Raw genomic sequence first — 21,115 nt, 5'->3', positions numbered from 1 at the left:
TTAACAAATGATTCCTTTAACTATCCCTTGCCATGATGACTACTAAAGATCAACTGATTCAAGAACTGGAAACCCTTCCCGAAGAACTGATGAAAGAAGCCTTAGACTTTATCTGTTTTATTCAACGTCGCCCACAACCAGAACCACCGACAACAACCAGCAAAAATATTGGCTCGGACTGGTGGGATAATCTCGATCGCTTTACTCCTGACTTTATGTGCGATCGCAATTAACTCTAATTGAAGGAATGATTGTTATGTAAATTTTTACCACAGAGGCACAGAGGACACAAAGAATTTATGTTTTTTTGCGGAGAAATGACTGTAGGGGCGAAGCATTCGCGCAACAATGTTGATAAAGCAGTCGATCGGATAAAAACGCGAATGCAACGCCGCCCTGACCGCTTAGAGGCAGGCGATCGCCTTCGGCAGCGCAACCAAGAACTTTTAATTCTGAAGAGACAGTGGCGATCGCAGAATTAAAAGTTCTTGGTGCGTTACGGGGCAGCAATATTGAACTGGATCTCTGTCTTCACGGGGGCGGGCTTTGGCACGTTTGTTGACCCGCTAACACACCCTACCGCATCTGGTGGGATAATTTCCCCCCTGAACTGAGCGATCGCCCTTTAGAATAGAGGTAGATGGAAATTTCGCACTTCTATAAAGTAATGCTCCCATTTGGATCAATTCAACGACAAGACTTAATTCGTAATTTCCAGTAAATTATCAAAGATAACCCATGAATGCTCATAAATTAGCTGCAACATTTACCGAAGATGGCAAACTCGTCCTGACGGGTTTACCCTTTCACGCTGGGGACAAGGTGGAAATCATTGTCTTAAAACAACCAAAAGAGCAAAAATTATCCCAGTCAGAAAAATATGAGTACCCATTAGAAGGGACAGTGCTTCAATATGACGATCCATTTGAACCGGCTGTACCTACTGAAGATTGGGAAGTGTTGAAATGATTGTTTTAGATACTCATATTTGGATCTGGTTGGTAGACAATAACTCGCATCTCACAGACCAACTGCGACAGATCATCATTACTCATCAACCGGATGGACTAGGGGTGAGTATTTTTTCTTGCTGGGAAGTCGCTAAATTAGTCGAAAAAAATCGTTTAAAATTGGCTTATTCTTTGGATGAATGGCTGAATATGGCATTAGCTTATCCGGGAGTTCAACTACTAGAATTAACCTTACCCATTGTCGTGCAGGCAACGCAGTTAAAAGGATTTCATAATGACCCAGCCGACCAAATTATTGTGGCTACTGCCCAGATTCATAAATGTCCCTTATTGACGGTAGATTCTAAGATTGTGAATTATCCATTTGTCCAAGTGTTGAAATAGTAAAAACTAACAAGTGGTAATGGATTGATCAAAACAATAGGTCTAATAAAAATGCAGACTTGTAGAGGCCAACCCCTGTTAACCTCTACATTAGAGTATGTAGAGACGTAATCAGGACTTACGCATTATTTAATATCAAGCCCTCTATGTACGGTAGAGAGCGCGAATAAACCCCACAGATTTAGGGTTTATCCGTAAGTCCTGGTAATATATCAGGTGTTGCTACGTCTGTACAGAGGAAAAGTGCGGTAAAGTCTTTTAAGGAAAATCAGTATCAGTAAGTATCAGTAAAATATCCATGACTGCATCTATCCCCAGCAAGCCCAATGACAGCAAAGCCAACCCTTCGGACAGAAAAATGCCCGCGAATGCAGATTATCGCGAAGTCGATCGCAGCAAGTTAAGTCAGATGTATCTGCATTATGTGGAAATGAAGGATAAATATCCCCATGCTTTGTTGCTGTATCGGGTGGGCGATTTTTTTGAAACCTTTTTTCAGGATGCGATTACGATTTCCGAACAACTGGAACTGGTGCTGACCAGTAAGCAAGCGGGGGATATTGGTCGGGTGCCCATGACCGGGGTGCCCCATCATGCTTTGGAACGTTATGCCCAAATGCTGGTAGAAAAAGGGTTTGCGGTGGCGGTTTGCGACCAAGTAGAAGATGCGGCAGACGCGGTGGCTGATGGTCGGCGGTTGGTGGAACGACAAATTACCCGCGTTTTGACTCCGGGCACTTTGGTGGAAGAAGGGATGCTTCATGCCCGTCGAAATAATTTTTTGGCGGCGGTGGTGATTGTGAAAAAGAACTGGGGTCTGGCTTATGCGGATATTTCTACGGGGGAATTCTTTACCACCCAAGGGGATAATCAGGATAATTTGTATCAGGAATTGATGCGTTTGCAACCGTCGGAAATATTAGTTCCCACTAATGCCCCGGATATTGGGGTGTTGTTGCGTCCGGGAGAAAGGTCGGAACATTTGCCCCCCGGTTTGCCTTCGTCGTTTTGCTATTCTTTGCGATCGCAGAAAGCTTTTGGCATTCACGAAGCCAGACAGAAATTGATGCAGCGGTTTTATTTAAAAAGTTTAGAAGGATTGGGCTGTGAAAATTTGCCGTTGGCGGTTCGCGCTGCGGGGGGATTGTTGGAATATTTGGAAAATACTTTTGAGTATGATTCTGGGGATAAGACTCAAAAAAATTCCATCCCCCTGCAACCCGTTAGAACTTATACTATCACCGATTATCTAATTTTAGATAGTCAAAGTCGCCGCAATTTAGAAATTACTCAAACGGTTAGAGATGCGACTTTTCATGGGTCTTTGTTATGGGCGATCGATCAAACCGTCACCGCAATGGGGGGGCGGGCTTTGCGCCGTTGGGTATTGCAACCATTGCTGCAATTAAAAGGAATTCATGCCCGCCAAGAGACGATTCAAGAGTTAATTGAAAAGCGAGAATTGCGGGAAACATTGCAAGAACAGTTACGCTATATTTACGATTTAGAACGATTAACGGTGCGGGCTGGTTCCGGGACAGCAAATGCTCGTGAGTTGATCTCTTTGGCGGATTCTTTGTCAAAATTACCAGCGATCGCGCAGTTAGCGGCTAAAGGTCGTAGTGCTTATTTGCGGACATTACAAGAAGTCCCCCAAGAGTTAGAAACTTTGGCGGAAAGACTGCGGACTCATTTGGTGGAGTCGCCCCCAATTCATATTAAGGAAGGGGGGTTAATTCGTGCGGGGGTAAATCCTGAATTGGATAATATGCGATCGCAGGCAGAGGGCGATCAACAATGGATTGCCAATTTAGAAGTATCAGAACGAGAACGCACGGGAATTCCTACTTTAAAAGTCGGTTTTAATAAAACCTTTGGCTATTATATCAGTATTTCTAAGGCTAAAACTGACCAAGCCCCGAATAATTATATTCGGCGGCAAACCCTCACCAATGAAGAGCGTTATATTACCCCTGAATTAAAAGAACGAGAGGCGAGAATTCTCACCGCCCGTGATGATTTAAATCAGTTAGAATATGATATTTTTGTGGGGCTGCGATCGGAAGTTTCCGCACATACTCATTTAATTATAAAAGTAGCCAAAGCAGTGGCAGCGATCGATGTTTTATGTGGTTTTGCTCAAATTGCCCAAGAACAAGGATATTGCCGTCCAGAAATGATTACCGGGCGAGAATTGACTATTATTGATGGCCGACATCCCGTAGTTGAAAAAAGTCTTCCCGCTGGTTTCTTTGTCCCCAATTCTGCCCGTTTAGGGTCAGATGTCCCAGAAGCGGGAAAGTCTGAAACCCGATTTAATCGCCCAGATTTGATTATTTTAACTGGCCCGAATGCCAGCGGAAAAAGTTGTTATTTACGCCAGGTGGGATTAATTCAATTGTTAGCCCAAGTGGGCAGTTTTGTCCCCGCTAGTTATGCTAAATTAGGAATATGCGATCGCATATTTACCCGTGTTGGGGCTGTGGATGATTTAGCCACGGGACAATCTACCTTTATGGTAGAAATGAATGAAACCGCCAACATTCTCAACCATGCCACAGAAACCTCCTTAGTTTTATTAGATGAAATTGGCCGAGGCACCGCCACCTTTGACGGACTTTCGATTGCTTGGGCAGTGGCAGAATATCTGGCAAATGACATTGGATCGCGGACAATTTTTGCCACCCATTACCATGAATTAAACGAACTGGCTTCAATTTTACCCAATGTGGCTAACTATCAAGTCACGGTGAAAGAATTAGCGGATAAAATAGTATTCTTACACCAAGTTCATCCTGGTGGGGCAGACCGTTCTTATGGGATTGAAGCGGCCCGGTTAGCGGGTTTACCTGCTTCGGTTATCTCCCGTGCCCGACAAGTCATGGGGCAAATTGAAAAACATAGTAAAATTGCCGTAGGTTTACGCAAAGGGGCGATAAAAAAAGAAGTCCCGGTGGAGGAATTACCGCCGCTCGAACAGTTGGATATTTTTTAAGGAGCGGAGCTTCTGGTGCGGGGGACCCGCCGTCGGCAGAGGGGCAGAGGGGCCCGCCGTCGGCAGAGGGGAGAGTGAATAGTGAATAGTGAATAGTGAATAGTGAATAGTGATATTTTTTTAACTTGTAGGGGCGAATGGCCATTCGCCCCTACGAATGCATCACTTTTCACTTTCCCCCGCTCCCCTGCTCCCCTGCTCCCCCGCTCCCTACACCCTACACCCTACACCCTACACCCTACACCCTACAAATGAATTTACCTTACACGATTGTAATTCAATGGTCTGATGAAGATAATTGCTATCTAGTTAGTTTGCCTGAATTTCCCTCTCAAAAATTTCATACTCATGGGGAAACTTATGAAGAAGCATTGAAAAATGCTCAAGAGGTTCTGGAGCTTTTAGTAGAAGAATATCGTCAAGATGGCAAGCCCCTTCCAGTTCCTAGAAATATAGAAATCCTTAAGTAGGGGCGAACGGCCGTTCGCCCCTACTAATTAGGTAATGAGAAAATTACTTGTTCCCGACAAGTCATGGGGCAAATTGAAAAACATAGTAAAATTGCCGTAGGTTTACGCAAAGGGGCGATAAAAAAAGAAGTCCCGGTGGAGGAATTACCGCCGCTCGAACAGTTGGATATTTTTTAATTGGTAAAGCCCGTAGGGACACGGCAATGCCGTGTCCTAATTAAAGGCATTGCCCTGTCCTAATTAACTATAGATGTTTTATCGATCGCACCATTTTCCTCTAAACAAGATAACGGTGGATGATAGATAAAACTACTGGAAAAATTTTTGATTGGTAGGGTGTGTTAGGCGGCGATAATATTTCGTAAAAAACAAACAATCTCTAAGTCCGCCGTAACGCACCAAATTATCGGCATAAAAATATCCACAAATCAGTTTAAACTGATGTGATTTGGTGCGTTACGGCGCGATTTAAAATCGTCGTTTTAAGTTGAATATTGTTTCGCGCCTAACAGACCCTACACCTTGGGATTTAGAAACCGGGTTTCTTTATACCATCTCTGCCACCCCACCAACATTGTCATAGAAACCCGGTTTCTTGGTTGCTTTCTTGGGTGTGTTAGGCGGCGATAATATTTCGTCAAAAAAAACAATCTCTAAGTCCGCCGTAACGCACCAAATTATCGGCATAAAAATATCCACAAATCAGTTTAAACTGATGTGATTTGGTGCGTTACGGCGCGATTTAAAATCGTCGTTTTAAGTTGAAGATTGTTTCGCGCCTAACACACCCTACACTTCTCCTACGCCATACCCTGAGACACAAACCCCGACCAATAATGGGGACTGACAAACGGCAAAGTTTCCCGGCAAAGCAAATCTAATCGCAATCGCCGCTGATTCACCTTTTCCGCTTTATCTTCACCCCATTGTTGCCGTTCCAAATAAGCCTCTAACTTCTCCTGATAATTAGCCTTTAATTCATTCCCGGTCATGGTGCGTAATTTAAATTGAGCTTGGCGCAGTGCTTCTGACCGGCTATGATGCTGTTTTTCCTCATAATATAAAATACAAAATAAAGCCGTAGCCAAATCATCCACTGCCCACAAGGTACTGACCACATTTCGCGCCCCGGCACAGAGAAAGCCACTGGCAATACTCAGAGGGTCATCGGTAATTTGGGTTAGGGTTAAATTGGTTTCGCAGCAAGAAAGGAATATTTCCGAAAGTTGCTTAAATCTCCAGGTAAACAGGCGACCGAGAGTAATATTGCCATCGAATAATAGCAGCTTTGACTCCAGGGAATTATCTAGTTGATAACTGGCATGATGGCTGGAATGCAGCACTTGCACTTGATTGAGTAAAGTTTGATAGTTGCTAACAGTGGCTTGCTGATATTTTAGGCGATAATTTGGCTCGACATGGTGCATGGTTGCCAGAGTTTCGCATTCGTAGCCAGTAAAAACCAGGTCGCCCGTAGCATTTTCCACGATGCCCATTTTCGCGGGTTTCAGGTTGCCCCGTTGGTGGCAATAATTCAGGATTTGGCTACTGGGAACGATGCGAATGCGGAATTTATCGCTGAGATATTCCGGTTGTGGGGGTGGAGTTTTGGCAGAGGTGTTTAAGGGTTGATTCAAATCAAGGAATAACCCCCGTGTTTTATCAGCAGTTCTCTCACTTTGGGGAATCGGCACATTATTTAAAGGTAAAGCAGCAAAGGGAATTTGATGCAGAGACAAGTGAGGGATGATAATTAGTTCCTTAATGTCCGCGAGATATTCAGAAATCAGGTGGTTAATTTGCAAGCGTTGGGCAAGTTGCGGCAGAAATTCGCTCATTTTCTGTTGCCATACCGGGCGATTTTTTACATAAGGTTTTAACCAGTTCTCAATTATCCAATTTTGCAACGTCTCCAGACCTTCACCTTCGCAAGTATGGACTTGGGGCGGTTGATTTTGCCGCAAGATAAAAATGTGGGTATGTTCGCGAGTGGTATAAAAATTGAGCATCGCGGTTTCCCTATCGTCAATTAACTTTTGCATATCCTGAAAATTCAGGGGGTTGGGTTGCAATTGACCGGCCAAAACTGGGTCTTGGCTGCGAATTTTCCGCCATGCTTGTTGCTTTTTGGCTTCTAATTGTTTAATTTTTTCCAAAGTTGCCTCACTGTTGGGGGCAGGTTGAAGAGTGGGGGCAAATCCTTTCATGTCGTCATTATTGTTCATGTCGTCATTATTAAAAGATTGCAAACGGCTACTTTGCTGTTGCAAGCGATAGTATTCCTCCACTTCCGGGGGAATTTCGCCTTGGGGGTAGAGGTCTTTGCTGGCAAATAAGTCCGCGAGGTGGCGAGCACGGGAACGTTCTGCGGTTTCTACGGCTTTGTCGTATTGTTTCAGGTTGATGTAGCATTGCACCGCATTGGCGTAAACCGAGAAAGCATCGGCAATAATTTCTTGGCGCCGTTTGTCGGTGGTTGACCCTTTGCGGAGTTGTTCCACGGCTTCTAAGGCAGGTTCGTATCCTTCTAAAGCGAGATGCCAGTTGCCTTGGAAAAAGCCGATATCGCCCAGGTTGCGACCGGTGGTGGAACATTCCTCTGGCATGGTTTTGGGAGTGGCAATTTTGAGGCAGTCTCGATAATTTTCAATGGCTTTCTCTGGTTGCTGCAAATCGCGGTAAACATTGCCGATGTTATTTAGAGAACCAGCTTCCCCTTGGGGGTCTTTGATTTCCTGAGTAATGACTAAAGACTTTTTGTAGAAGTCAATTGCTTTTTCATATTGGTCTAGAGAATAGTAGGCATTGCCTAAACCGTTCAGACAAGCAGCTTCTTCTTTGCGGTCTTTGATTTCCCGATTAATGACTAAAGATTTTTCTTGCAAGGCGATCGCTTTTTCATGTTGTCCCAAACAGGAGTAAGCACTGCCTAAATTTCCCAGAGAATTGGCTTCTCTGTCGCGGTATTTGAGAACTCGACTAATTTTTAAAGACTCTGTGTAAAATTTGATGGCTTGGTCATATTCTCTCAAACCGAGGTAAGCACTGCCTAAATTTAGTAGAGAAAAAACTTCCTGTTTTCTGTTCTTAATATTTCGACTAATTTCTAAAGAATTGTTGTAGACTTCAATCGCTTTTTCATGTTGTCCAATAGAGTTGTAAGCACTGCCTAAACTTTCTAGAGATTTTGCTTTCCATTCCTCATTTTTGAGTTCCTTAGCAATGACTAAAGACTGTTCGTAGAAGCCAATTGCTTGTTCATATTGTCCTAGATAGTTGTAAGCATTGCCTAAATTTCCAAGAGAAGCAATTTCCTCTTGTCGGTTTTTGATTTCCCGACTAATGACTAAAGACTGTTCGTAGAATTTAATTGCTCGTTCATATTGTCTCAGAGAAGAGTAAGCACTGCCTAACTTTCCCAAAAAAATCGCTTCTCCACGGCGGTCTTTAATTTCTTGTTTAATGACTAAACACTGTTCGTAGAAGCCAATTGCTTTTTCATATTGTCTCAGAGAAGAGTAAGCACTGCCTAACTTTCCCAAGAAAATCGCTTCTCCACGGCGGTCTTTACTTTCTTGTTTAATGACTAAACACTGTTCGTAGAAGCCAATTGCTTTTTCATATTGTTTTAGAGAATTGTAAGCATCGCCTAAAGTTCTCAAAGAATTCTCTTCTCCTTCTCGGTCTTTAATTTTCCGGCTAATCTCTAAAGACTGTTGCTGAAAATCAATCGCTTGTTCATATTTTTCCAAATAGTAGTAAGCACTGCCTAAATTTCCCAGAGCAATCGCTTCCCCAAGTCGATATTTAATTTCCTGACTAATGGCTAAATGCTGTTGGTGAAACTCAATGGCTCGTTCATATTGTCTCCAAGAGCCATAAGCACTGCCTAAATTTCCCAGAGAAATCGCTTCTCCTTGACGGTCTTTAATTTCTCGACTAATAGCTAAAGACTGTTGCTGAAAATCAATCGCTCGTTCATATTGTCCCAAATAGCGATAAGTCTCGCCTAAATTTCCCAGAGTCATCGCTTCTCCACGGCGGTCCTTAATTTCTCGACTAATGGCTAAAGACTTTTGGTGAAAATCAATGGCCGGTTCATATTTTTTTAACAATTTGTAAGCCAAGCCTAAATTGCTCAGAGCATTTGCTTCCCCTTGGCGGTCTTTAATTTCCCGACTAATGGCTAAATACTGTTGGTGAAAATTAATGGCTTGTTCATATTGTCTCAATGAGTGGTAAGCCAAGCATAAACTTTTCAGAGAATTGGCTTCCCCAAGGCGGAATTTAATTTCCCGACTAATGGCTAAAGACGGTTGATAAAAATCAATAGCTCGTTCATATTGTCCCAGAAAATAGTAGGCATTTCCTAAATTTTCCAGACAAATGGCTTCTAATTCGCGATTTTTAATTTCCTGACTAATGACTAAAGACTGTTCGTGGAAAGTAATGGCTTGTTCATATTGCCCTAAAGAGTGGTAGGCATTTCCTAAATTTCCCAGACAAGCGGCTTCCCCTTTGCGGTCTTGAATAACTAGATAAATCATTAGACATTGATACCAGCAATGAAAAGCAACAATAAACTCGCTAATGTTATATTGCTGATTGCCCCAATTGAATAAAATATCCGCTGTCTGTTTTCTGATTTCCATTGGCTGCGGCGCACTCCCAAGCCATCCCCCCAGTTGCAACGCAAGGTTAGTTAAAAAGTCAGATATATTTTTTTGGTTGCGGATATTATTAAATAATTGGGCAACTTCAATTATTCTTTCCAACAGTACGGGGTTGAGTAACTCTAAATTTGCGGTGAAAATTTGCGGAATTTTCACCGGAAAAGAGTCTCGCCATTCTTGAATCAGTTGGTAATAAGCGTCCATGCGTTCTTCGTCCATTTTTGTTTTCCTTCCTTTTTTGCGATTATCATTTTTGTAGGGACACGGCATTGCCGTGTCCTGCTATCTAGCGTTCATCGAAACACAATCTTATCAACAGAGGAACTTATGAAATCAGAATATAATCTTTCCCAATTTGCCCCGGAGTCGGACACGGCAATGCCGTGTCCCTACGGCCATTATCCCATTTATCTGGAACCCGATGTTGAGAAATTTCTGACTAAACTTGCTAAAAATAAAAAGATTAATGTTCCCGGAACCGCCGGTGGTTCAAAACCACCGGCTAATAGCTAAAGTCCTCTAAAGAGGACTGTAATTTTTGACAGGTTTCAGTCGGTTTTAACCGACTTCAGCTTTGAGGGGAATTTATTCCCCGGCGAATATCTGGCGATCGCAAGCATCCCACAGTTCCGGCATCGGTTCATCAAAATCATCAGAAATTTTAATTGGCATACCTCGCAAAGGATAATTTTTGTTCGGTGTCTCAGAAATCGAATAGGGAACAATCCGCGCAACTGGCAAACCCTTGCGAGTAATAATCACTTCAGACTGGTTAGCAGCAATTTCATCAATAATTGCCGTGAGGTCAGGATTGTTTGTCTCTAGGTTCAGATATTTCATGGCTGTTTACTATGATTCTTTCATATTTTTATGATAATAGTGAGTTTCAGAAACCGGGTTTCTTCGAGAAACCCGGTTTCTAGTCGCAAGCTTCTACATTTACCACCTCAAAACTTTGATAAAACACTTGCCAATTGTCTTGCTGTTCCAACTTCTCAAATAACTCTTTAATCCGTTCAGCCGTCCATTGTGGAATCGCCTCCTCTTGGCGGGGAGTCAACCACGGTAAATCCAACGGCTGATCCAAGACAATGGCTAAAAATTCCTCCTGTCCCAATTCGTTAAATATAAACTTTTGCTGCGTTTGACCCGCCCAAGAATCTTCTTGAGGCAGCAAAATCGGCGGTTTTTGAATTGCCGCATTCTTCGCATAGCCAAAAGAAGGACAAAGTAAACATTTCCCCTGTTCGCTGCGATTCAATAAAAGTAATTGAGCATTCGCACAATCTAAATCAACCACCATCCATAAATGCTTATTGGCCGAAATCGTGGGTTTTGTTTCCGGTGGTGGCAGTCGCAAGCTGGGGCATTTATTTTCTGGTAAAGCAGCGATTTCCTCAGTTGTTTTAAAATTGAGCCAATTCGCGGTTGATTTAGCTTGGTCTTGCAAAATTTGCCAGCTATTCGCCTCAAGCCATCGCAGATATTGATGATTCCACAGCCAATCATAAACTTCTGGCCATGCACCTTTTTCTCCTGGCTTTCGGTTTATCCAGCTTTCAGGATTAATTCCGTCAGTTTTTATTTCCGCTTCATACTGATTAACCAGGGCGTTGATGGTTTCTCGCAGCGTCCTCGCCATTGTCTCGAGGCAGTAGCCACCTTTCATATCTTCCTTGATTGACTTGGCAATTTCTTTATTTTTACTAAACTGATTTTCTGGGTCAAACCGATGCAAAAAGCAGCGTTTTTCCGTGGGTTTCTCTTCTTTAAAGGTTTCGCCAAAAACTGTATCGGCGATTGACTGCATAAAATCTTGCTGTAAGCTCATTGATGTGCCTCTAAACCCGTTAATTTATATGTTAGCCCAAAAAATAGGAAATTGGCCAGTCTTTTGGCAAGGTTATCATTTGCTGTTATTTGTTGTTATTTCCTGTAATTACCTATTATATGCTGTAATTTTTTGTCAATTTAGGGTGAAACTATGTGATTAAATGTTTGGAAAATTATTTTCGTACATCTTGGCGTTTCTGGATTGCCTGTTTAGGATGAAATCAAGGAATAAATTTAAGCGTTAATAGAAGGCAGAAAATTATGAACGCGCAAGACAACTATGAAAGTACCGGCAAAAATAGAGTTATTTTAGATGCCACTGAAAAGATTGAAACGGTAATGGGGTTAGACCCTCATTTTCAATCTTATCAGCCGCAAGTTAGCCAAGCAGAAGCGCCCCCCGGTCAATCAATGGGGTTAATGGTGCTTTGGTTTTTGGTTTTATTCGTGCAAGTGATGATGTTTTGGCAGCAAAAAAGAAAAGATTTGTAGGGGCAGTGTTCCCATGCCTGCCCCACTGGATAAAAAATCAAATTGGTGCGTTACTGCGGATAAAAAGATTGTTGGTTTTTTTGATAACTTTTTGCCGCCTAACACACCCTACCACTGCCCACCCTACGAATGTTAGGGGCTGTTGGATGAATTTTTGTAAATGGTATAAAATTGCCGTAGGTTTACGCAAAGGTGCGATAAAAAAAGAAGTCCCGGTGGAGGAATTACTGCCGATCGAACAGTTAGATATTTTTTAAGGAGCGGAGAATAGGGTGTAGAGTGTAGAGAAGAGGGAATAATTGATAATTGTCAATTGATAATTGATAATTTTGTTTAATTAATAATTGTCAATTGTCAATTGTCAATTGTTAATTGTTAATTAATAATTGTTATGGCTAACTCGTCAGGAGTGCGGTACGCACAAACCAGCCACCATAAGAAAAAACTGCATCTCAGTATATATTTATAGCGGTTGGTTCTATGATTGGTTTATGCCGCCTCTGAGCGGACTTGGTTCTAGTAGCCACGGGTTGACACCCGTGGCTTTTTTGCTAGATGCAACCCTAGACCATTTCTACTGGTTGTGGTTGAATTTGAGCATTCACTTCTGGGGAATTTTCCTCAGAAGGAGGCACTACTTGCCAGAATTTAGCCAAGGTATTTTCCCAATCTGCTAATAATTTCTGGGCTAACTTGGAACCAGTCCGTTGGGCGTGGGCTTCAATTAATTCTTTTAATTGTCGTTCCCCAACAACAGAACTAATCCGTTGAATTTTGACAATTTCTGGATTAACTTTTTCCGGGAATGAACCATCTTCATCAAAGAAATAGGCCAATCCGCCGGTCATCCCAGCGCCCACGTTGCGACCTACTTTGCCCAAGCAAACAATCACACCGCCGGTCATATATTCACAGCAGTGGTCGCCAGCCCCTTCAATGACTGCTTTACCCAGGGAATTCCGCACCGCAAACCGTTCGCCCGCTTGACCATAAGCGAATAAAGTGCCGCCGGTCGCCCCGTACAGGCAAGTGTTGCCGATAATCACGTTTTCTGAGGGATTAAAGGTGGCTTCTGGTGAGGGCTTGATGATGATTTCACCGCCATTCATGCCTTTACCCACATAGTCATTGGCTTCCCCTTCCAGGATTAAAGTCATGCCAGAGATGTTAAAGGCACCAAAACTTTGACCCGCAGACCCGCTAAACCGGAGGACAATTTGACCGCTGAAGCCGGTATTGCCGTATTTGCTGGCAATTTGACCGGAAACGCGGGCGCCGACAGAGCGATCGGTGTTGATAATTTTGACGGTTTTGTCCGCAGTGCCATGATTGGCGATCGCGAAGCGTTGCGGATGCAATATCGCCTCGGAAATTTCTGGACAGGCTAATAACTCATCATCCAACACTGGCCCATTGGTATGGACTTCGGGATGATTTAACCAATCGCGGTTTTCCCGCGTATCGGGCAAATTCAGCAGGGAATTCAGGTTAATGGTCTTAGTCTTGGCTAACTGCAACCCTTGACGGGGGGTTAAGAGATCGGCGCGACCGATGACCTCATTTAAGGAACGATAGCCCAACCGCGCCAATAGTTGCCGCACTTCTTCCGCCACAAAATAGAAGAAATTGACCACGTGCTCGGGCATTCCACTAAACCGCTTGCGGAGTTTCTCCTGCTGGGTTGTCACACCCACCGGGCAAGAGTTCATATGGCAAATCCGCGCCATAATGCAGCCTTCCGCAATCATGGCAATGGACCCAAAGCCGTATTCTTCAGCGCCCATTAAGGCGGCCATCATTACATCCATGCCGCATTTCATGCCACCGTCAGCCCGCAATAGGACGCGATCGCGCAGCTTATTCTGCATCAGGGTCCGGTGGACTTCCGTTAAGCCCAACTCCCAGGGAACCCCCGCGTGTTTGATGGAACTCAACGGCGAAGCGCCCGTACCTCCGTCATGGCCGGAAATTTGAATAATATCTGCGTTGGCTTTTGCCACCCCAGCAGCGATCGTGCCAATCCCAATTTCCGCCACTAATTTCACCGATACCTTAGCTTGGGGATTAATTTGGTGCAAGTCAAAAATTAACTGAGCCAAATCCTCAATACTGTAGATATCGTGGTGGGGCGGTGGGGAAATCAACGGCACTCCGGGCTTAGATTTCCGCAACATGGCGATATAGGGACTGACTTTTTTACCGGGCAATTGACCGCCTTCTCCCGGTTTTGCCCCTTGAGCCACTTTAATTTCCAGTTGCTTACCGCTCATCAGGTATTCTGGTGTGACCCCAAAGCGACCGGAAGCGATTTGTTTAATGGCAGAAGAGGCGGTGTCACCGTTGCGTAGACCCCGCAAATATGGCCGAGAAGGGGATTGTCCGTTTTCATCCACATCATTAATCACCCCAAACCGCCAGGGATCTTCGCCTCCTTCCCCAGAGTTGGACTTACCACCCATCCGGTTCATGGCGATCGCCAGAGTTTCGTGGGCTTCGGGAGAAAGTGCCCCCAGAGACATTCCCCCAGTGCAGAACCGTTTGACAATTTCTTCCACGGGTTCCACTTCGGCAATATCAATAGATGGGCGATCGCCTTGCAAATCTAACAAATCCCGTAGATTCACAATCGGACTATTTTTCAGATATTCCTGATAAAGCTGATAATGGTCAAATTCGTTAGTTTTAACAGCCTGATGCAATAACTTAGCTAAATCGGGATTATTGGCATGATATTCCCCACTGGGACGATGTTGGACAAAGCCAAAATTTTCCAGTTTTTTGAGAGCCCCGGTTTCTCCAAGAAACCCGGTTTCTCCAAGAAACCGGGTTTCAGGAAAAGCTTTGCCGTGAAATGCCATAACTTCCCGTGCCACATCAGCTACAGACAAGCCGCCAATGCGGGAAACCGTGCCTTCAAAGGCGATATTTAACAAATCTTCGCCAATACCAATTGCCTCGAAAATTTGCGCTCCTTTGTAACTGGCTAATAAAGAAATTCCCATTTTTGAGAGAATTTTTAATAAGCCAGCTTCTACGGCTTTGCAATAATTTTCTTGAGCTTTTTCTAAGGAAATTGCCTCAATTTGGCCTCGTTCCATCATCTTTTGGGTCTTAGAATTAGACCACCAATGCCGCACCGTTTCTAATGCTAAATAAGGACAAACTGCGGATGCGCCATAACCAATTAAACAAGCAAAATGATGGGTAGTCCAACATTGGGCAGTTTCCACCACAATTGAAGCTTGAGTGCGTAAACCTTCCCGGATTAAATGGTATTGAACGGTGCCCACTGCCAACAACGGCGGAATATATGTAATATTGGCACTGATTTCGGAGAAACCGGGTTTTTCAGAGAAACCCGGTTTCTGGCGATCGCTCAAAATGATAATCTTAGTTCCGGCGGCTACCGCTTCAGAAACGGATTTTTTCAATGCTGCTAAAGCATTAGCTAAATCATCGGAACCTGTAACGATCTCATACAAAGTCGATATCCGCGCCACGTTAATGCCATGCCCATTGCCGGTAGAAATTAAATTTTCTAATTCCGGTTCATTGAGAATTGGTGACATTAATTGCAACTGTTTGGCATGGGCGGCATCTTCTTCTAATAAATTGCGATGTCCCCCTAGATAAACTTCTAGGGACATGACCAAACTTTCCCGCAATGGGTCGATCGCCGGGTTAGTAACTTGGGCAAACCGTTGCTTAAAATAGTCGTAAAGCAAATAAGGCTTATCGGACAAAACCGCCAACGGGGTATCATTGCCCATACAAAATGTGGCTTCTTTCCCGGTTTCCGCCATTGCCTGAATCATCATTTCCACATCTTCCGTGGAATAGCCAAATGCAACTTGCGATCGCAGCAAAGTTGACTCATCTAATTGAGGGGCTGGTAAATGGCCATGACGTTCAAACACAAAGCGACTTTGCAACCACTCCTTATAGGGTCGGGCTTGGGCAACGCGCTGCTTAATGTCCCAATTATGGAGAACTTCCCCACTTTCCAGGTCTACCACCATCATTTGACCGGGGCCGAGGCGTCCTTTTTCCACAATTTCCGACTCAACCAAAGGCACTACCCCAGCTTCCGAGGAAACCACCACCAAGCCAGAACGAGTAATCGCATATCGGGCAGGGCGTAAACCATTCCGGTCTAAGCTGGCACCTACCTGCTTACCATCGCTAAACACTAACAAAGCCGGGCCATCCCAAGCTTCCATCACCCCGGCATTGTAATCATAAAAATCGACAATTTCTGGGTGATCGGCCAAGTCGGGCTGATTCCGAAACGCTTCGGGCACCAGCATCATAATCGCTTCCGCAGGGCTACGTTGCGATCGCACCAGCAACTCAAACACATTATCTAAATTTGCCGAATCACTATTATCGGTGCGAACAAATGGCATCAAATCAGAAATGCGATCGCCCCAACATTCATGGGACAAATTCGCCTGCCGTGCGGTCATCCAGTTCATATTGCCCAGCAGGGTATTGATTTCGCCATTATGTCCCAACAAGCGCATCGGTTGCGCCAAGGGCCAGCGGGGCATTGTGTTGGTGCTAAAGCGGCGGTGGAATACGGCAAACGAACTCTTATAAGCGGGATTGGTCAAATCCTGATAAAACTCGCCTAAGATCGCGCCGCGTACCATGCCTTTATAGACAATCGTGCGGCAGGAAAACGAACACATATAATAGTTATTCGCCCAAGAAATTACCCCGGTTTGATTTAAGGCATCGCCCACCACCCGACGGGCTAAATATAAAGACCGTTCCAGTTCATCCCCGGTTTGCGTGGGATGGAATACCAGCAATTGAGAAATCATCGGTTCGGTTTCTCTGGCTTGGATTCCCAGCACTTCTTGTTTCACGGGCACCACCCGCCACCCAAGCACCTGAAATCCTTCTTTGACCAAAACTTTCTCGGTGACATCAACAGCCAAAGCGCGATCGGCACTATCCAGGGGCAAAAATACCATCCCCACACCGATATGTTGCCGTTGGTTGGCAATCAGCGAACGAGTTTCTTCTGTCAAAGCGGTGTCTTGGGCCAACAGTTCCCAAGGAATTGCCGTGAGAATTCCCGAACCATCTCCAGAGTCGCGATCGGCACTGCAACCGCCGCGATGTTCCATACAAGCAAGGGCGGGCAAAGCTTCTACAATAATATTATGGCTGGCCACGCCTTTAGAGTCAGCCACAAAGCCCACTCCACAAGCATCTCGTTCTTCGACTAACCAACGTTGTCCCTGAAACTCGTTAGTAGTTTTTTGTACTTCAGTCATTTTGTCCTTTGTCCTTTGTCTGTTGTTGCTTTGTTATTGATTATTGATTATTTGTTATTTAACGATAAATCAATAACCAATGGCTAATAACCAATAACGAATAACTAATAACAAGTTATAGTGATGTTTTTGGATCCATTTATGGGTATTTGATTATAACAAAAAAATAAAACAATATTGCATCCATCTATTACTTTTGGGCGATCGGCAGAAACCGGGTTTCGTGGAAGTTACCCGGTTTCTTGTCCCTGGGGCGGTGGGAAGCCTGGAGAGGTTAGAAACCGGGTTTCTATGTAGGGGCCGGTGGGGTGGCAAAGGTTGACCCAAGAAACCCGGTTTCTTGTCCCCAGCAATTTGGTAGGGTGCGTTAGGCGGATAAAAATTTAGGGTTCCAATTAACAATTACCCGCTCCGCCGTAACGCACCATTGAAAAACAGAAAGGTGCGTTACTGCGGATTGGTAAATCTTGGTAAAAATTCCAATTTTGTCACCGCCTAACACACCCTACCAAAAGGTGAGGACATGGGCGTAACGCCCGTGTTATTAGCGAAAAAAACCGGGTTTCTATTCTATCTCATTGCCTATTTTTCACATATTCTCTTAACACCGGATTGAGGATAAATTCTGTTGTTTCGTCTCCTGGTTTAATTTCCACAAAAAAGCGCCTACCTAGGGATTTAATCGCAGTCAACAAATCCGCAGGGGATAATTTGGTCAGCTTTAATAGTTCTGGCAAATTTATCGGGTCTCTGGTCATAGCGAGTTCGCACATCACCGACTGTTCGGTTAAGGTCAAATTTTGCAACTCTTGGTCTAACTGCACCTGCAACGGTTCCCATAAAATTGGAGTTTGATATGCTAAAAATTCCGCTACTCGACCAGCAAATAATTCTCGGATTTCAGTAGCGGTTAACTCTAGCCACAGCGGATTTCCGTGATACAGATCAATTAACTTTTCCCACTTATCTGGATCCGATAAATTGTGCGCTTGTAATATTTCTTTGGCTGCTTCACCTAAACCTGACAATACCAGCGATCGCACCGGAGAATTTTGTTTTTCCCAACAGTCGATCGCCAAGGGTTTTTCATTGGCGATCGCCACGATACAACTTTGATGGGTGACATCCGCGATCGTCTTGAAAAATAGCCGATAATGTTCATAAACCGACCAATCTTCACCGGCCACTTTTCCCTTATGGAACAGGATTTGCCAATCATCGATGACAATCAAACAGCGATACTGACGCAAATATTTAATCAGTTGTGAAAGTTGCATTTCGGGGCGATCGCACATCTGACTATTCGGGGAAAAAATAGTCAGCAAATTGACCAGGATATCATTCAAATTAGCATAAAAATGCAGATTGCGATAGATGACATATTCAAACTGAGGTTTAATTTGCTCAACCAAACGTAGCGCCAAAGTTGTTTTACCAATGCCACCAAATCCGAAAAGTGCCACCAAACGAGAACGTTCTTTAATAATCCACTCTTCCAGCTTCGCGAGTTCTATGGTTCTGCCGTAAAAGTTGAAAATTTCTGGGGCTGTATCTAAGTCTAGATGCGGTTCATTTTCAGTTGCCTGGGGTTTTGGGAAATTTGTGGGCGATGATCGCTGATGATGTTCTGAACAAATATTTAAGTTAGTAACTGTTGCATTATCACTTAGAATAGCTGAATAAGTACAAAAATTTACTTTCTCTAATATCGCTTTAAAATTTGCCTTACTAACCTCTTTCCCCAACCCTTTCGAGAGAATATTCCAAAGTTCTGCCCCCCGATCTCTCACATGACCTTCACCAGCATAAGTCCCTTCTGCAATTTCCGAATAAGTCTGACCATTCAAAGTGCCTTGCAGTATCGTTTCTTGCAGATAGTCCAGATGCTTTCCCGTCTGAGTAAAAACTAGATCATCTGCCAACTTCAACACTTCCGTAATTTCCATAGGTCAATGAGGATAACGGTTTTGGCTATTATATCCGATTTTTCCGACATTTCCGACATTTCCTCATTTTTACAGATAAATCTTGCCTGGGAATAAACCCCCCGTACTATAGGATCCACTTTCCTGACCGACATTTCCGACATTTCCGATCCGGTTGTCGGAAAAAAATGCCCGATTTTTCCGACTGACAGAAGTTAAGGGATTAATGTACTCTTGCTATAGTAAGACTTTTATACCAAATACGGTTGCCAAAACCCGTTTATAAAGCCATCTGTCATTCCCGCGAATGCGGGAATCCACAAGTGTTTTAGGGGATTATCGTAGGGGCGATTCGCTTGCTCGCCCCTACTAGAAGAACCGGATTTGGTATTAGTTGGTAAGCTGAGTCCTTGCGGAGCAAAATTTATATTTTTAATTTATATTTCAAGTTAACAATCTCCATATACGGACACATTTTTAGGTCTGTAAATTGTGCGAACATCGGGGATTTGTAAATATCCGTAAAAATACCAATTTTGTCACCGCAATGATCCACCCTAGCAAAAAGTTAATGTAGTCGCAATAGTCCCTATCCCCGCATAAATTCGTCCCTTGCTTCAACAACAATCTTGACGCTCTCGGTTGGGTGATAGTAGTATCCTGAAATTTTGGTACTGATAATAGGAGAAAATTTTATGGAAGTTCATTTAACTGTTTGGCAAATTTTAAATATCGGGTCCAAGGCATATAAGTTCTACCAATCCTGTCAAAAATACAAAGATAAGCAAGAGTCTGATGCCCTGTATAATGAGATACTTAGCGCGGGCTGTGCGGATGTATATGAACTTGATCCAGCTAAAATAAAGTCTGCTTTTGATTTATTGCCAGCCAAAGATAAAACGAAGGTTCTAGAATCTTATCCTGATTTTTTTGAAACGCTTGAGTTTCTTGAAAAAACAGAAACACAAGAAATGTTGCGTCAAATGAAGCGCCAAAAGTATGCAGTTGAAAACGGTGTATTCCTAAGCTTGAGCGGACTTGGTAGCCAATTAGAAAATGCTGGTGATGATACATTCCTGCGTGACCTTGATATGGCTATTGGTCGAGAAGAGATGAAGCAGGGTCTTCAAAAAGCTTTAAATGATTATCCGGGGGCTTCAATTACCATTAGCTTCATTGAGCCTTGACATTTCGACTATTAGATTAACCACAAAACTCAGCAGAGGGTAAAATGCCAAAAGGTTTGTTTAGCTACAATAAAAATGATGAAGTATCGCAATTTTGTTCGGTAGCGATAGGAGCTATATTTTTTATGGTGTTCGACCAGAGTAAAATATCTTCCAATTCTTCAGAGCTTAGGTTTAATGTGGCAGTAACAATTTGTTTAGCCAAGCGATTAGGTACTGATAGATTATACCATATCGGAAAGCATTATCTCCAGCAAAAAAAATTAACTTCAGAAGAAGATAGTCTTATTAGACAAGAAATCCGGCGTTTGTTCAGTAACCCATACACTGTACCTAGCATTGAAAGTACATTAGAAAGATGGGATATTCCTGTTTCTGTTAATTGGTCTTCAACATCCTAGTCTAATCACTTAGAATTTTCAATAAATGCCAGCAGATTTTAATTGATTATAGATTAGTGGGTAGGGTGCGTTAGTCGGGGCAAAATTTCTGGAGAAAATCAACAATTTCCTTTCCCTGCCCCCGTCTTCACGGGGGCAGGCTGTCTGTATGTAGGGGCGAAGCATACTCTTCGAGAAGGCTTCGCCTACGGGCAGTTAATTCTGGGTTTTGACAGTAAATATTTATATCCGAATGCTTCGCCCTTACCGGCAGTTACAGCGGTTTTCTGATCACTGAACCACCGTAGGGCGAAGCATTCCGGGATAAAATTTCGGGTTTTTACCCATAAATTATTCGCCGGAATGCTTGCGCCCCTACAGATATACCAATGGAATTAGGGCGAAGCATTCCGGGATAAAATTTCGGTTTTTCAGAAACCGGGTTTCTTCATCAATTTCTCGGTATAAAGCATATATTTTCACAGAAACCCGGTTTCTTCTGGAATTAGGGCGAAGCATT

Annotated in this window: 15 protein-coding genes; 10 read left to right on the top strand and 5 right to left on the bottom strand. The window is 43.6% G+C overall.

What is annotated here, in order from left to right:
• Positions 1–32 precede the first annotated feature (32 nt).
• The 6 genes from AM228_RS04115 (at position 33) to AM228_RS04095 (ending at position 4,820) form a co-directional block, all read left to right on the top strand.
• On the top strand, positions 33–233 hold the full coding sequence (locus AM228_RS04115; RefSeq protein WP_156331522.1) for a hypothetical protein: 201 nt from the start codon (positions 33–35) through the stop codon (positions 231–233).
• Between the two features lie 66 nt (positions 234–299).
• Positions 300–482, top strand: a complete 183-nt coding sequence (locus AM228_RS31795) for a hypothetical protein (protein ID WP_156331521.1) — start codon at positions 300–302, stop codon at positions 480–482.
• A gap of 256 nt (positions 483–738) precedes the next feature.
• Positions 739–969: a hypothetical protein gene (locus AM228_RS04110; RefSeq protein WP_054464834.1), complete on the top strand. Its 231-nt coding sequence runs from the start codon at positions 739–741 to the stop codon at positions 967–969.
• Positions 966–1,355, top strand: coding sequence for a type II toxin-antitoxin system VapC family toxin (locus AM228_RS04105; protein WP_054464833.1), 390 nt, complete (start codon positions 966–968; stop codon positions 1,353–1,355). Before AM228_RS04110 ends, AM228_RS04105 begins: the two co-directional genes overlap by 4 nt.
• 298 nt (positions 1,356–1,653) lie before the next feature.
• On the top strand, positions 1,654–4,350 hold the full coding sequence (gene mutS, locus AM228_RS04100; protein ID WP_054464832.1) for a DNA mismatch repair protein MutS: 2,697 nt from the start codon (positions 1,654–1,656) through the stop codon (positions 4,348–4,350).
• 251 nt (positions 4,351–4,601) lie between these two features.
• On the top strand, positions 4,602–4,820 hold the full coding sequence (locus AM228_RS04095; RefSeq protein WP_054464901.1) for a type II toxin-antitoxin system HicB family antitoxin: 219 nt from the start codon (positions 4,602–4,604) through the stop codon (positions 4,818–4,820).
• An 800-nt stretch (positions 4,821–5,620) separates the two neighbouring features.
• On the opposite strand, the gene AM228_RS04090 is transcribed toward AM228_RS04095, so the two are convergent.
• On the bottom strand, positions 5,621–9,712 hold the full coding sequence (locus AM228_RS04090) for a tetratricopeptide repeat protein (RefSeq protein ID WP_054464831.1): 4,092 nt from the start codon (positions 9,710–9,712) through the stop codon (positions 5,621–5,623).
• A 108-nt stretch (positions 9,713–9,820) separates the two neighbouring features.
• Here AM228_RS04090 and AM228_RS04085 point away from each other — a divergent pair, with 108 nt between their 5' ends.
• Positions 9,821–10,006 carry a hypothetical protein gene (locus AM228_RS04085; protein WP_054464830.1) on the top strand — a complete coding sequence of 62 codons (186 nt, stop codon included), beginning with the start codon at positions 9,821–9,823 and terminating at the stop codon, positions 10,004–10,006.
• 72 nt (positions 10,007–10,078) lie between these two features.
• Here the strand turns inward: AM228_RS04085 and AM228_RS04080 are convergent, their stop codons facing one another.
• Together AM228_RS04080 and AM228_RS04075 are read right to left on the bottom strand one after the other, a co-directional pair.
• Positions 10,079–10,333, bottom strand: a complete 255-nt coding sequence (locus AM228_RS04080) for a type II toxin-antitoxin system Phd/YefM family antitoxin (RefSeq protein ID WP_054464829.1) — start codon at positions 10,331–10,333, stop codon at positions 10,079–10,081.
• A gap of 79 nt (positions 10,334–10,412) precedes the next feature.
• Entirely contained in the window at positions 10,413–11,324 is a 912-nt protein-coding gene (locus AM228_RS04075; protein WP_156331520.1) for a hypothetical protein, read from the bottom strand.
• A gap of 263 nt (positions 11,325–11,587) precedes the next feature.
• Between AM228_RS04075 and AM228_RS04070 the strand changes: the two genes are divergently transcribed.
• The gene (locus AM228_RS04070) at positions 11,588–11,818 is read left to right on the top strand and encodes a hypothetical protein (protein ID WP_054464827.1); all 231 of its coding nucleotides are present in this window, start codon (positions 11,588–11,590) and stop codon (positions 11,816–11,818) included.
• 563 nt (positions 11,819–12,381) lie between these two features.
• Here AM228_RS04070 and gltB read toward each other — a convergent pair.
• The gene (gene gltB, locus AM228_RS04065) at positions 12,382–17,103 is read right to left on the bottom strand and encodes a glutamate synthase large subunit (protein WP_054464826.1); all 4,722 of its coding nucleotides are present in this window, start codon (positions 17,101–17,103) and stop codon (positions 12,382–12,384) included.
• A gap of 575 nt (positions 17,104–17,678) precedes the next feature.
• Positions 17,679–19,049: an AAA family ATPase gene (locus tag AM228_RS04060; protein WP_054464825.1), complete on the bottom strand. Its 1,371-nt coding sequence runs from the start codon at positions 19,047–19,049 to the stop codon at positions 17,679–17,681.
• Between the two features lie 674 nt (positions 19,050–19,723).
• Here AM228_RS04060 and AM228_RS04055 point away from each other — a divergent pair.
• Positions 19,724–20,215 carry a hypothetical protein gene (locus tag AM228_RS04055; protein WP_054464824.1) on the top strand — a complete coding sequence of 164 codons (492 nt, stop codon included), beginning with the start codon at positions 19,724–19,726 and terminating at the stop codon, positions 20,213–20,215.
• Positions 20,216–20,259: 44 nt separating this feature from the next.
• Positions 20,260–20,616 (top strand): hypothetical protein, encoded by a 357-nt coding sequence (locus AM228_RS04050; RefSeq protein ID WP_054464823.1) that lies wholly within the window; start codon positions 20,260–20,262, stop codon positions 20,614–20,616.
• Positions 20,617–21,115: the final 499 nt, after the last annotated feature.

It is taken from the genome of Planktothricoides sp. SR001, assembly GCF_001276715.1.
GTDB classification, from domain to species: Bacteria; Cyanobacteriota; Cyanobacteriia; order Cyanobacteriales; family Laspinemataceae; genus Planktothricoides; species Planktothricoides raciborskii.
Note: the sequence above shows the minus strand (reverse complement) of the source record. Positions and strands in the feature narration are given on the sequence as shown.